Origin of the sequence: Pseudomonas taiwanensis DSM 21245, from assembly GCF_000425785.1 — a bacterium.
In the GTDB taxonomy this organism is placed as follows: domain Bacteria; phylum Pseudomonadota; class Gammaproteobacteria; order Pseudomonadales; family Pseudomonadaceae; genus Aquipseudomonas; species Aquipseudomonas taiwanensis.
This window is the reverse complement of record NZ_AUEC01000020.1, coordinates 1-12,232: the sequence shown is the minus strand read 5'-3', so window position 1 is coordinate 12,232 and position 12,232 is coordinate 1. Positions and strand designations below refer to the sequence as shown.

Genomic DNA, 12,232 nt, shown 5'->3' with positions numbered 1-12,232 from the left:
CGCGGCGCCCAGCGGCGGTTTTCCAGCATCGCGCCCAGCACGAACAAACCAAACGCCATTACCGACCAGCCCAGCACCAGGGCGCCAGTCGTCACCTGCTCTGCCACCCCCATCAAGTAACTGCCCAACGCGACGTGCACCGCAAACTGCGCCACCACGTAGCGCTGTTGCGCACGCCCGATGACCACGTCGAACTTGCGAAACGACGCCAGGTCCTGCTTGGCCTGTGGATAACCAGCCGCGACATCGGCCGGCCGCCAGCCAGTGGGCATGAACCAGATGCGCAGCTTGTCCCAAAAGCGATGGGTGCGACATGCATCGTGCCAAAGCTGGGCGTAGAACTGCAGGTTGGCCCACAACGGATTCCAGCTGGCCAGTGGCGTGGTCACGCCGAACACCACGGGCTCGGCCGGGTCTTCCTCCTTGAAGGTACCGAACAAGCGGTCCCAGAGAATGAACACGCCGCCATAGTTACGATCCAAGTAAGCAGGATTCTGCGCATGGTGGACGCGATGGTTGGATGGCGTGATCAGCACCCACTCGAGCCAACCCAGTTTAGGTATGTGCCGGGTGTGCACCCAGAACTGGTACAGCAAATTCAGCGACGCTACGGTGATGAACACCACCGGCGGGACGCCGACCAAGGCCAGAGGCAGGTAGAAGACCCACGAAAAAATGAAACCGCTGCTGGTCTGGCGCAGGGCGGTGGTGAGGTTGTATTCCTCACTCTGGTGATGCACCGAATGGGCCGCCCACAGCACGTTGCGCTCGTGCCCCAGGCGGTGCAGCCAGTAGTAGCACAGGTCATACAGCACGAATGCCAGCAGCCATACCCACCCGGCCTGCTCTGGCAAACGCAGCAACGCCAGGTGCTCCCAGGCCACGGCGTAGGTCACCAGCCCAACCCCTTTGGTCAGCAGCCCGGTGCTGGTCGACAGCACCCCCGTGCTCAGGCTGTTGATCGAGTCGGCCACGGTGAAATTGCGTTGGCCACGCACCAGGTCAGCCACCAGTTCGACAGCGATCAGCACAAAGAAGAACGGCACGGCCAGCAGAATCAGGTCCATGGGCAACGGCTCCGGCATGATCTGAAGAGATTAGGCCGCGGCCACAGGAAACCCTATGGCGACATCTGCCAAACTAGAGGACATTTAGCGCCTCGACACTGGAGTAATGAGCATGACGAAAAAAGTAGCGGTGATTCTTTCCGGCTGTGGCGTTTACGACGGCGCCGAAATCCATGAAAGCGTGATCACCCTGCTGCGCCTCGACCAGCGCGGAGCGCAGGTGCAGTGCTTCGCGCCGAACATTGCGCAGATGCATGTGATCAACCACCTGACTGGCGAGGCAATGCCCGAGTCACGCAATGTGCTGGTTGAGTCGGCGCGCATCGCACGTGGTGAGGTGAAGGACATCCGCGAAGCCAAGGTCGAAGACTTCGACGCGCTGATCGTACCGGGCGGTTTCGGCGCGGCGAAGAACCTCTCGAACTTTGCCGTCGAGGGCGCCAACTGCTCCGTCAATCCGGACGTGCTGGCCCTGGCCGAAGCCTTTGCCGACGCCTGCAAACCGGTTGGCCTGATCTGCATTTCGCCCGCCCTGGCGGCCAAGATCTATGGCCCTGGCGTGGTCTGCACCATTGGCAACGATGCCGGCACCGCTGCGGCGGTGGCGAAGATGGGCGGGACCCATGAAGAGTGCGATGTGCACGACATCGTCGAAGACACCCAGCGCAAGCTGGTGACCACCCCGGCCTACATGCTGGCCCAATCGATCAGCGAAGCGGCGGGCGGTATCTACAAGCTGGTGGACCGGGTGCTGGAGCTGACCCACGAAGGCGAGCAGTAAGCGCCTTGCGCCTGCTTCACAGGCGATCGCCAGTGCGCCGGCCCCTCCACCGTTGCGGTGACTGCAGGGGCCGGCTCGCCGGCCATTGGCCCCACTACCCTTTCGACAAACGCGTCAAAATCCGGTCCAGCGCATTGGCAAATGCCTGCTTTTCCTTCTCGCCGTAGGGCGCTTGCCCGCCCCCTACCTGTCCTTGCTCACGCAACTCGGTAAACAGGTTGCGCACTGCCAGCCGCTCGCCCATGTTGCGCTCATCGAACTCGCGCCCCCTGGGGTCGAGCGCGGCCACGCCCTTCTTGATCAAGCGGTCGGCCAACGGCACATCACTGCAGATGACCAGTTCCCCGGGCACGGCATTCTCGACCAGATAGTCGTCCGCCGCATCCATACCGCTTGGCACCACGATCAGCCGCACCAGGGCGAAGGCCGGCTTGGCCACGGCCTGGCCAGCCACCATCACCACCTCGATCTTGCGCTTGAGGGCGAATTTGACGATCAGGTCCTTGGCTGCCTTGGGGCAGGCGTCGGCATCGATCCATACACGCATGCAACTTGTCCCATCTTCTGTGAGGTCGGCATTGTGTCAGGTCCGGCCCTTTCCTGGGTAAACCCGCGAAGCGGCCCACACTGTAGTCAGCTCGCCGCGGCCCGGCGCTTCTCGGCCAGGCGACTGCGCCCATACAACACAACGATAGCCATCACCGCCACCACCTGCGCCGCCAGCGAATAGGCATCGGCATGAATCCCCAGCCAATCGAACTCGAAGAACGACACTGGCCGTGTGCCCAGCACGCCAGCCTCTTGCAGCGCCTTCACGCCATGCCCGGCGAACACCACCGACAGCGCGCACAACAGCGCGGCGTTGATACTGAAGAACAGCGACAGCGGCAGCTTCGCCGAACCTCGCAGAATCACCCAGGCCAACCCCATCAGCAACACCAGTGCCGTGGCGCCACCGGCCAGCACTGCCTGGTGACCCGCCGGGCCTGCCTGCAACCACAGGGTTTCATAGAACAGGATCACTTCGAACAGCTCGCGGTACACCGAGAAGAACGCCAGCACCGCGAAACCAAACCGCCCACCGCCACTGACCAGCGAGCTCTTGATGTAGTTCTGCCATGCGGCGGCGTGGCGGCGGTCATGCATCCACACACCAAGCCACAACACCATGACACTGGCGAACAGCGCCGTACTGCCTTCGAGCAGCTCGCGCTGTGCGCCGCCTACGTCGATCACATACGCTGCCAACGCCCAGGTCGCGAAGCCCGCGGCCAACGCCAGGCCCCAACCGACGTTGACGCTGCGCACCGCCGACTGCTGGCCGGTGTTGCGCAGGAAAGCGAGGATCGCCGCCAGCACCAGAATCGCCTCGATGCCCTCACGCAGCAGAATCAGCAACCCGGAGATATAGCTCAACGACCAGCTCAGGCCATCGCTGCCCAGCAGCTTGGCGGCCTGGTCGAGCTTGGTCTTGGCCTCGACCAGACGCTGTTCGGCCTGGGCCACCGGTACGCCATCCTGCAACGACTGACGGTAGGCCATCAGGGCTTTTTCGGTCTCCTTGCGCGCTTGGCTATCGATGTTGTCCAGCGAGCTTTCCACCAGCTCGAAGCCTTCCAGGTAGGCAGCGACCGACAGGTCATAGGCCTGATCGTGATCACCTTCGCGGTAAGCCGCCAGGCTCTTGTCCAGCGTGCTGGCGGTGTACTCGAGCAACTGCGCCGGGCCACGCTTGACCTGTGGTGGTTGGGCACGCTGGGCACGGAACGCCGCGACGGCGTCGCTACCCTGGCTGGCCGCGACTTCCGCTGGCGTCTGGCGGGCCAGATCGGCCAGGTTCCAGGTCTTCCCGCCCTTGGCAGCCTGCGGGTCGGCGGTGAAGCTGGCGACGTACGCAGCCACATCCCAGCGCTGACGGTCATCGAGCTGGTCGGCGAAGGAGGGCATCTCGGTGCCGTCGATACCCAGTGCTAGCGTGTTGTAAAGGTCGAACAGGCTCAACCGATCCAGGCGCTCGGCGCTGCGCAGGTTGGCGGGAGGTGGCTCCAGTCCCACCCCGGCCGGACCATCGCCCGCGCCGGTGTCACCGTGGCAGATCGAGCAGTTCTGCGCGTACAGCGATGCGCCACGTGCAGGGTCCGGGGTAATCACCGGAGCTTGGCTGACCTCATAGGCAACAGCCAGGCGAGCGCCCAGCTGACGCGCTTGCTTGGCGACCACCGCCCCATCCTGGCGCTGGTCGATGGCCTGGCGCAGGGTCTGTACACCCTGCGCCAATGCGGCCTGCTCGGCATTGGCCGGCAAACCTTTGACCAGCTCCGCCAGCACCGCGCTGAACTCCTGTTGCTCGCGGTATTCACTCTCGTCGACCACGTTGCCGTCGCGCACGGTCGGCGGGTAGTCAGCGCTCAGGTAGTCGAGCAGATGCATGGCCTTGCTCGCCTCGGCGGGCGCACCGGCCAATACCAAGGTGCTGCACAGCGCCAGCACCGGCCACGAGAGCCAGGCAAGCAGACGGGAATGTTTCATGGGCAGTCTCGAAGGGAATGCGAAAGAGAACATTGTTCACTTCCACTCTATTTCACTCAAGGTTTCTCGGCGGATTTCATGAAAAATCTTGTGACAACTCTGTAAGACCGACAGGCGGCGATAGCTCATTGCGCGATCAATTCGTCGCATGCTTCCAGAGGCGGTGGGGAATGCCCTGCCCTTCCTCTTCGTCCCATGGATTGGAGTGGCAGTCATGCACGAAGTGAGACCCGAGGTACAGTAGACCCGGCCAGACAGCAGCCTGCCCGCGCGCGACCGCCATGAAGCGGCGTAACCTGTAGCCACATGAATCTCGCCAGCTTGTAGAAATTGACCAAGGCAGTGCGCCTACAAGTGGTCAAGCCATTACTGTTTGCCGGTATCCTTCCATCCACCACCCAACGCCAGGAACACCCCAATCTGCCCCAACACCACCTGGCTGTTGGCTGCCGCCAACTGCGCCCGCATGTCGGTGTAGGTCCGTGTCGCCTGCAAATCCGCCAGGAACGACTCACGTCCAGCCAGGTAATACCGGTGCGTCTGTTCAGCCGCTTCCTTGGCCGACTTTTCAGCCTCGGCCAGGGCATCTCGACGATCAAGCAGCGCGCTGTACTGGGCCAACCGCGTCTGGGTCTCGCGGATAGCGTTCAACACCACGCCATCGAAGTGCGCCAGTGCCGCCTGGGTCGAGGCTTCGGCCATGCGGATGCGGGCGCGGGTGCCGTTGGTGGGAATGGTCCAGCTGACCTGTGGCCCGAAGCCCCAGCGGTTGGTTGCAGGTTCGCCAAGATTCTCAAGAATGCCGATGGTGCCGACCTGGGCGCCGATGCTGATGTCCGGGTACAACGCGCCGGTGGCCACGCCGATGTTGGCCGTTGCAGCAGCCAGCTGACGTTCCGCCTGACGCACGTCGGGGCGGCGTTTGAGCAGTGCGGCGACGTCACCCACCGGCACCCGCTGGGCAAGGTGCGGCAATTCCGCGCAATCGGCCGTCCCGGCCGGCAGTTGGTCGACCGGCTTGGCCAGCAGCGCCGCCAAGGTGTACAAGCCCGTCTCCCGCTCGGCCGTGAAGCGCGGCAACTCGGCGCGCAACGACTTGAACTGGGTTTGCGAACGGGTCACCTGGGTTTCGTCACCCCGGCCAGCATCGCGCAGGCGCTGGTTCAGCTCGACGCTCTGCTGCTGCAAATCCAGCGACTCACGGGCAATGTGGTACTCCTCGTTAGCCGAGCACACCTGGGTATAGGCCTTGACCACATCGGCCACCAGCGTGATACGGGCGGTATCGGCAGCGGCCTGCACGGCGTCGGCATTGGCCTTGGCCGCTTCGGTACCTCGCTTGAAGGTACCCCACAGGTCGAACTGGTAGGACGCGCTGATGATCGCTTCGCCGATGTTGGCCACCGGCACTTTTTCACTCAGCAGGAACGCTTCGCCGGACTCCTGCAAGCGCTGCGCGCCGAGCTTCACCCCCCCATTGAAACCACCCTGCGATTCAGCCACTTCAACCTGGGCACGGGCCTTGGCGATGTTGGCCGCCGCCACGCGCAGCTCGGTGTTGGCACTCAACGCCTGGCGCACCAACGCATTGAGCCGCTGATCCTGATACAGCTGCCACCAGTCCTCGGGCACCGGCGCCGATACCACGCTGTCGGCATCCTGGCGCAACGGGCCGTTGAGGTCGCGGCGCTGCAGTGCCGCGTCCTTCGGCACGTCATAGTCCGGGCCAACCATCATGCAGGCACCCAGAGACAGGCACAAACCGGCCAGGATCAACTGTTTCATGGGCGCTGGCCCTCGATGATCGAGACGGTCGCGGTGCGACCGGCGATCATGCGGAAGTCTTCCGGCACTTCGTCGAAGGCGATACGCACCGGAATCCGTTGGGCCAGGCGTACCCAGCTGAACGCAGGGTTGACGTTAGGCAGCAGGTTGGCACCGCTGCTGCGGTCGCGGTCTTCGATGGCGGCGGCGAAGCTCTGCACATGGCCGCGAAGACGGGTGTTGTCGCCCATCACGCGAATGTCCACGGCATCGCCGATGTGGATGCCACCGAGCTTGGTTTCCTCGAAGTAACCATCGACGTGGTACGAGGCACTGTCGACCACCGACAGCACTGGGCGGCCAGCAGTGACGAACTCATGATTTCGCGGCGCACGGTCGTTGAGGTACCCGTCCACAGGGCTGCGAACCACGGAGCGATCGAGGTTGAGCTGGGCGCTGTCGACCGCCACCTGGGCCTCGTTCACCGCCGAGCGGGCACGGGCCTCGCGGGACTGGCTTTCTTCCAACTGCTCGGCCGCCACCAGGTTGCCCAACTTGCGGTTACGCTGCGCCTCGCGGGAGGCCTGGGCCAGGGTTTCCGAACGCTCGGCCAGGGTCGCCTTGGCCTGGCGCAAGGCCAGGGTAAAGCGGTCCTGATCGATGGTGAACAGCACGTCGCCGCGCTTGACCACCTGGTTGTCGCGCACCTCGACCTTCTGGATCAACCCCGATACATCTGGGGCGATCTGGATCACGTCGGCGCGGATATGGCCGTCGCGGGTCCAGGGGGCGAACAGGTAGTACACCACCATCTGCCACACGAGCACGGCGGCGAAGCTCACTACCAGCAAGGTCAGGACCACGCGGCCCAGGGTCAGCAAAGGTTTTTTCATGGCAGCATCAGGTTTCGGCAAAAGTGGTCGACCGCGCCCAGCAGCACGGCATACAGGGCAACGTTGAACAACGCCCGGTGCCAGACCAGGCGGTAGAAATGCAGGCGCACCAGCACGGCGTGCACGCCCAGGAACAGCAAGTAGGTGAACACCATCATCACCAGCAGCGTGGGCAGGAATACCCCGCTGATATCCAGATCACCGATCACAGGGGCGCTCCATCGATGCCTTGGGGCAGTTGCGGTTGTTCGGTTGGTTCGAGCATGACCTCCACACCCGGCAACAAGGCCAGGCGCAGGCCGCTCAGGGCGTGCAGCAGATGCACGCGGGCATCGCCACGGTCGTTGTTCTCGTCCAGCGCCAGGCCCTGGCGGGCGTACTCCATGCTGCGCAGCAGTTCTGCTGGCGCATGCAGGCGGCGGTTGGCGCGCAGGCAGGCGGCGTAATGGGCACCGACTTCGTGGATCACCGTCTCAAGCCGCTCGCGGGCCTGTGGGCCGACACGGGGCATGTAGGCCAGCAGGTCGAGCAGGTTCAGGCCCACGCGCAGGTCACGCAGCGCCACGCCGCTGTCCTGTCCGGTCTGCGACAGGCGCGGCAGGTGCTGCATCAGGCGGTCGAGCATCTGCACGCCGACCTGGCGGTGTTCGGCCAAGGTCGCCGACTGGGTCATCTCGACAATGTCGCGCCAGGCGAACCGGGTCATGCGCTTGGCGGCCAGTTCCACGCCGAACGGACGCAGCAGCAGGGTCCAGATGAAGGCGAACAGCAAGCCAACGGGGCCGGCCAGGTTGGCGTTGATGAAGGTCAGGAAGTCCGCGTCGTAGGCGCCCTGGATGCTGATGAAGGTCGCGGTGTTGACGATGGTCAGCAAGGTGCCGAGATAGAAGCGCGGCTGCACCGTCAGCGTGCCGACGCAGATGAACGGAACGGCAAAGGCCAGTACCAACATCGGGAAGTCGTGCAGATTGGGCAGCACCAGGAACAGGTAGACACTGGAGAAAATCACCGACATCAGCGTCCAGAAGAAGAACCGGTAGATCTGCGGCGCGGGGTCGTCCATGGCGGCGAAGAAGCTGCAGGCAACGGCAGCAAGGATCACCGCGCTGCCACCATCGTTCCAGCCCAGCAGAATCCACAGGCCGCTGGCGACGATGATCGCGGTCACGGTGGAGAACACCGAATAGAGCATCAGGCCACGGTCGAAGAACGGGGTCAGGCGACCCAGGCGCCAATGACGGTAGGTGGCACGCCAAGGCGTGGCGTCATCCAGACGCAGGGCATGCTGCAGGGCGCAGCAATCCTGCCAGAGGTCGACCCACTCGGTCAGGCGATACAGCGCGTTGGACAGCAGCAACTCGGCGCGCTGATCCAGCGCCGCTGCGCTGGGTTGTAGGCGATCTATCTGTTCATGCAAGACGGTCCAGCGGGCCAGCGAGGCGTCCTTGGCGGTCCCTTCGAGCCACTGGCGGGCCGCGCCGAGCACCGGCTGCAATTGAGCGAACTGTGCCGGGGCCCGACCTTCGAGGGCGACCAGGGCATCGTCCAGGGCATCGATCACAGGCAGCAGGTGGATCATCCGCCCACGCAATTCACGCGCGTTCTTCAGGGTGTGAGGCCCGGCGCCTTCGTGGCCGAGCTGGCCGATCATCATTTCCAGGGTGTTGAAAGTCGCCACCATGGAAGCCCGCATGCCGCCTACCTTGTCGGCGGCGGCTTCGCGCGCCAGGTAAGTATCGCTGTAGCGGATCGCTTCGTTGAACCAATTGCCGGTCGAGCCGACCACCACCGGTGCCAGGCGGCGAGGCCAGAAGATTGCGCCCACCACCGCTGCACAGACGATACCCAGGCAGATTTCCTGTGCCCGTGAAGAGGCCACGTCGAACACCGCCGTAGGGTTGTCGACCACCGCCAGGGCGATCATCGGCAAGGTGTAGCCGGCCAGCATCAGCACATAGTTGTTGGCGGTGCGCAGGTTCAGCGAGAGGAACAGCAGGGTGCCGGTCCACAGCGCGATAGCGGTGCTCAACAGCAAGGGCGACTGGACCAGCGGCGGCACCAGAAAGATTGCCCCGCCCGCCCCAAGCAGGGTACCCAAGGCACGGTACAGCGCCTTGGAACTGGTCGGACCGACGAAGGGACTGGAGACGATGTAGACCGTGGCCATGGCCCAGTAGGGGCGTGGCAGCTCCATGTAGAGAGCGATGTACAGTGCGATCATCGACGCGGCAAAGGTACGCACGCCGTAGAACCAGTCGCGGGCCGGGGGCACTGAGCTGAAGAAACCGTTCATGCCACCCCGCCGACCGTGCCCAGACCAGCAGCCTCGAACGCGCCCAACACCCGCAGGGTGGCTTCAAGATCTGCCTGGTCGATGCCGTGCAGTACGTCGCGACGCAGACGCACCAGCTCGGTTTCGATGGCCTCGGCCAGTGCGCGACCTTCAGCCGTGAGGCTCAAGGCCTTGGCGCGACGGTCCAGAGGGTCTTCGCTGCGGCACACCAGGCCGGCCTTGCACAGCTGGTCGAGCAGGCGCACCAGCGACGGGCTTTCCAGGCCCGCAGCCTGAGCCACCGCCACCTGGTGCACCCCATCGCCCAGGCGCACGATCATCAGCAAAGGCGCGGCACAGGCCTCGGAAATGCCGTAGCTGGTCAGCGCGGCATGGCAGATCCGCCGCCAATGGCGGGCGGCCACGACCATACCGCTACTGACTTTCAGGTGCAGTGCATCGAGCGTCATGAGAGAAACCGAACATATTCATAGTTTGCTAACTATCAATATACGCTTCGCCCTCCCCCTGTCGTCAACCGTGGGCGACGGACAGCCTGGATGAATTGTTTTTTATTCGACAGTTCCCCGGGCCTGCTCGGGATATCGCCGCCAAGCCGGGCGGATCAGGTCTGTACCTGGTCCTCCAGCTTCATCGCCAGCGCCAGGCTACTGCCCAATCGCACCGCTCGGTCGCGCCAGTCGAGGTAACGCGCACTGTCGCTGCGGCTGAAATGTACGGCCAGCTCCTCGGCTGCTTGCATCACCCCCGCCGCCGCCGCCAGCTCCAGCCAGTACAAGGCCGCCTTCACATCGCGCGCCACCGTCAAGCCATGCAGCAGCCGGTACCCCACCTCGAACCGACAGCGCGCCTCACCCTGCTCGGCCCCCCGAAGAAACCACTGGTAGGCCTGGGGAAAGTCGACCTGCCAGGCCAACTGCTCATCGCAGACCTCTTCCTCGTACAGATCGGCCAGCGCAGCGGCAGCCTGCAAAACGCCGCGCTCGAACGCCTGTCGATAGCACTCGGCTGCTTGCACGTAGGAGGTCGCGACGCCCTTGCCGAAATAATGCTGCTGCCCGAGGTTGAACCAGGCCACCGGATGCCCCTGCAATGCCGACATGCGCAGCAAGTGTCCGGCCAGATCGGTATCGGCGTGCCAGTACTTGCCGTTGAGCCAGATCCAGCCCAGGTCATTGAGTGCGGCAACATTCCCTTGCAATGCCTGACGCCGGAGATCGTCGTACACCACTTGCACGTCGACCGCTTCGTCCAGACGGCGGACCAGTAACGCCCGTTGGCTGGGCATCCCAACGCCTGCGAACTGACGGAGCCGCCTCTGGGCGGGGATTGGAGACGAGAAGACCCGCTCAGGCAGAAGACGGGCGAGCAGCGAATGGATATTGCTGGCAGCAGACATGTTCATCCTCATTGAACGACCCACAGTCCCGACCTCGGCTGTGATGAGGCGTGATTCTGCGCGACACCACGACAGAACCTGTCGCGAACGATTCAAGCACAGGCAACCAAATGCACGATCGTTGATCTGATCAATCAATGGCCAATTGCCATGCCGCGCCCGTGCCGCCATCCTAGTGCGGCAAGCCTAGACAAGGACGTTATCTTTTGCCGTTCGCCACCACCCGCGCCACCCTTAGCCGTCAGTGGGCGCTGCTGCGCCAGCTACCCAGCCGCTCCCCCGGAACCACCAGCGCCGAACTGGTCTGGCGCCTGCGTGATGTAGGCTTCAATGTCAGCAAGCGCACGGTCGAGCGCGACCTTAACGAGCTGTCGCTGATCTTCCCGCTTGAGCGCAATGACAAGAGCATTCCGTTCGGTTGGCATTGGTCGGCCAATCCCGTGGGCGACCTGCGCGGCAACTTCGATCTGCAAGGGTACCTGCGTGGCGATGCCTTGCAGCCGCCACAGGGCGATGGCCTGGAAGTGCAACTATGGATCAGCGACACGCTGGCACGCCAACTGCGTGAGTCCCCGCTGTGTGCCGACATGCGACTGACAGCCCTCGACCAGGGGCACCGGCTGCAGGCCACCTTAAGTGATGGCTGGCCGCTGCGATGGTGGCTGTTGAGCCAGGGCGACCAGATCGAAGTGGAGCTGCCGATCGAATTGCGGCAGGAAGTTGCCAACACCTTGAACAAGGCAGCAGCGCGCTACCAGGGCTGAACGAAAAAGCCGGCCCCTGCGACAGGGGCCGGCCTCATCCTTCAAGCGCTTTGGCGTTATTTGCCGGCGGTGAGGGCGTTGTAGGTGGTGATCAGGTTGCGGTAGTCCGGGATGTGGTTCGAGCACAGTGCCGCCAGGCCTTCGATGTCGTTGCGCCAGTCGCGGTGCAGCTCACAGGCCACGCCGAACCAGGTCATCATTTGCGCACCCGCCTGGCTCATGCGGTTGTGGGCAGCATCGCGGGTCATCTCGTTGAAGGTGCCCGAAGCGTCGGTCACCACGAACACATCGAATTCTTCCTCCAGGGCCGACAGTGCCGGGAACGCCACGCACACTTCGGTCACCACGCCAGCGATGATCAGTTGCTTCTTGCCGGTGGCCTTCACCGCCTTGACGAAGTCTTCGTTGTCCCAGGCGTTGATCTGACCAGGGCGGGCAATGTACGGGGCATCCGGGAACAGCGCCTTGAGTTCCGGTACCAGTGGGCCGTTGGGGCCTTGCTCGAAGCTGGTGGTGAGAATGGTCGGCAGGTTGAAGAACTTGGCCAGGTCCGCCAGGGCCAGTACGTTGTTCTTGAACGTGTCCGGCTCGATGTCGCGCACCAGGGACAGCAGGCCAGCCTGGTGGTCGACCAGCAGCACGGCAGCGTCGTCTTTGTTCAGGCGGTTGTATTTGAACTGGGTCATGGTCGTCGCTCCTAAGGGGTTCTGATCTTCAGTAAGTGGGGTGTTTCGCGTTGATG

Annotated in this window: 11 protein-coding genes and 1 pseudogene; 2 read left to right on the top strand and 10 right to left on the bottom strand. The window is 63.7% G+C overall.

The features are described from left to right. Nucleotides 1–440: 440 nt before the first annotated feature. Nucleotides 441–1,067 (bottom strand): annotated as a pseudogene (locus tag H620_RS27380) (sterol desaturase family protein); the annotation flags it as partial. 112 nt (nt 1,068–1,179) lie between these two features. Here H620_RS27380 and elbB point away from each other — a divergent pair. Further along, nucleotides 1,180–1,848, top strand: a complete 669-nt coding sequence (gene elbB, locus H620_RS0108985; RefSeq protein WP_023382983.1) for an isoprenoid biosynthesis glyoxalase ElbB — start codon at nt 1,180–1,182, stop codon at nt 1,846–1,848. A gap of 94 nt (nt 1,849–1,942) precedes the next feature. On the opposite strand, the gene H620_RS0108980 is transcribed toward elbB, so the two are convergent. The 8 genes from H620_RS0108980 to H620_RS0108945 form a co-directional block, all read right to left on the bottom strand. Then, nucleotides 1,943–2,395 (bottom strand): YaiI/YqxD family protein, encoded by a 453-nt coding sequence (locus H620_RS0108980; RefSeq protein ID WP_023382984.1) that lies wholly within the window; start codon nt 2,393–2,395, stop codon nt 1,943–1,945. Between the two features lie 86 nt (nt 2,396–2,481). Then, nucleotides 2,482–4,410 (bottom strand): cytochrome c/FTR1 family iron permease, encoded by a 1,929-nt coding sequence (locus H620_RS0108975; RefSeq protein ID WP_027907202.1) that lies wholly within the window; start codon nt 4,408–4,410, stop codon nt 2,482–2,484. A 333-nt stretch (nt 4,411–4,743) separates the two neighbouring features. Beyond that, nucleotides 4,744–6,162: an efflux transporter outer membrane subunit gene (locus H620_RS0108970; protein WP_027907201.1), complete on the bottom strand. Its 1,419-nt coding sequence runs from the start codon at nt 6,160–6,162 to the stop codon at nt 4,744–4,746. After that, a complete protein-coding gene (locus tag H620_RS0108965; protein ID WP_023382987.1) occupies nt 6,159–7,034 on the bottom strand; it encodes an efflux RND transporter periplasmic adaptor subunit in 876 nt (291 codons plus the stop codon). The genes H620_RS0108970 and H620_RS0108965 overlap by 4 nt, the downstream gene beginning before the upstream one ends. After that, on the bottom strand, nt 7,031–7,243 hold the full coding sequence (locus H620_RS0108960; RefSeq protein ID WP_023382988.1) for a DUF1656 domain-containing protein: 213 nt from the start codon (nt 7,241–7,243) through the stop codon (nt 7,031–7,033). The genes H620_RS0108965 and H620_RS0108960 overlap by 4 nt, the downstream gene beginning before the upstream one ends. Continuing rightward, nucleotides 7,240–9,327: an FUSC family protein gene (locus tag H620_RS0108955; protein ID WP_023382989.1), complete on the bottom strand. Its 2,088-nt coding sequence runs from the start codon at nt 9,325–9,327 to the stop codon at nt 7,240–7,242. The genes H620_RS0108960 and H620_RS0108955 overlap by 4 nt, the downstream gene beginning before the upstream one ends. Continuing rightward, nucleotides 9,324–9,776: a MarR family winged helix-turn-helix transcriptional regulator gene (locus H620_RS0108950; RefSeq protein ID WP_023382990.1), complete on the bottom strand. Its 453-nt coding sequence runs from the start codon at nt 9,774–9,776 to the stop codon at nt 9,324–9,326. Before H620_RS0108950 ends, H620_RS0108955 begins: the two co-directional genes overlap by 4 nt. 155 nt (nt 9,777–9,931) lie before the next feature. Next, nucleotides 9,932–10,726 carry a tetratricopeptide repeat protein gene (locus H620_RS0108945; protein WP_027907200.1) on the bottom strand — a complete coding sequence of 265 codons (795 nt, stop codon included), beginning with the start codon at nt 10,724–10,726 and terminating at the stop codon, nt 9,932–9,934. A 206-nt stretch (nt 10,727–10,932) separates the two neighbouring features. Between H620_RS0108945 and H620_RS0108940 the strand changes: the two genes are divergently transcribed. Further along, entirely contained in the window at nt 10,933–11,490 is a 558-nt protein-coding gene (locus tag H620_RS0108940) for a WYL domain-containing protein (RefSeq protein WP_023382992.1), read from the top strand. A gap of 56 nt (nt 11,491–11,546) precedes the next feature. Here the strand turns inward: H620_RS0108940 and ycaC are convergent, their stop codons facing one another. Continuing rightward, nucleotides 11,547–12,176: an isochorismate family cysteine hydrolase YcaC gene (gene ycaC, locus H620_RS0108935; protein ID WP_023382993.1), complete on the bottom strand. Its 630-nt coding sequence runs from the start codon at nt 12,174–12,176 to the stop codon at nt 11,547–11,549. Nucleotides 12,177–12,232 lie beyond the last annotated feature (56 nt).

What these genes read in the sequence shown, in the direction of transcription:
- H620_RS0108945 (WP_027907200.1), bottom strand. Translation starts at nt 10,726, where the DNA reads ATGTCTGCTGCCAGCAATATCCATTCGCTGCTCGCCCGTCTTCTGCCT.
- H620_RS0108950 (WP_023382990.1), bottom strand. Translation starts at nt 9,776, where the DNA reads ATGACGCTCGATGCACTGCACCTGAAAGTCAGTAGCGGTATGGTCGTG.
- H620_RS0108970 (WP_027907201.1), bottom strand. Translation starts at nt 6,162, where the DNA reads ATGAAACAGTTGATCCTGGCCGGTTTGTGCCTGTCTCTGGGTGCCTGC.
- elbB (WP_023382983.1), top strand. Translation starts at nt 1,180, where the DNA reads ATGACGAAAAAAGTAGCGGTGATTCTTTCCGGCTGTGGCGTTTACGAC.
- H620_RS0108965 (WP_023382987.1), bottom strand. Translation starts at nt 7,034, where the DNA reads ATGAAAAAACCTTTGCTGACCCTGGGCCGCGTGGTCCTGACCTTGCTG.
- H620_RS0108975 (WP_027907202.1), bottom strand. Translation starts at nt 4,410, where the DNA reads ATGTTCTCTTTCGCATTCCCTTCGAGACTGCCCATGAAACATTCCCGT.
- ycaC (WP_023382993.1), bottom strand. Translation starts at nt 12,176, where the DNA reads ATGACCCAGTTCAAATACAACCGCCTGAACAAAGACGACGCTGCCGTG.
- H620_RS0108980 (WP_023382984.1), bottom strand. Translation starts at nt 2,395, where the DNA reads ATGCGTGTATGGATCGATGCCGACGCCTGCCCCAAGGCAGCCAAGGAC.
- H620_RS0108955 (WP_023382989.1), bottom strand. Translation starts at nt 9,327, where the DNA reads ATGAACGGTTTCTTCAGCTCAGTGCCCCCGGCCCGCGACTGGTTCTAC.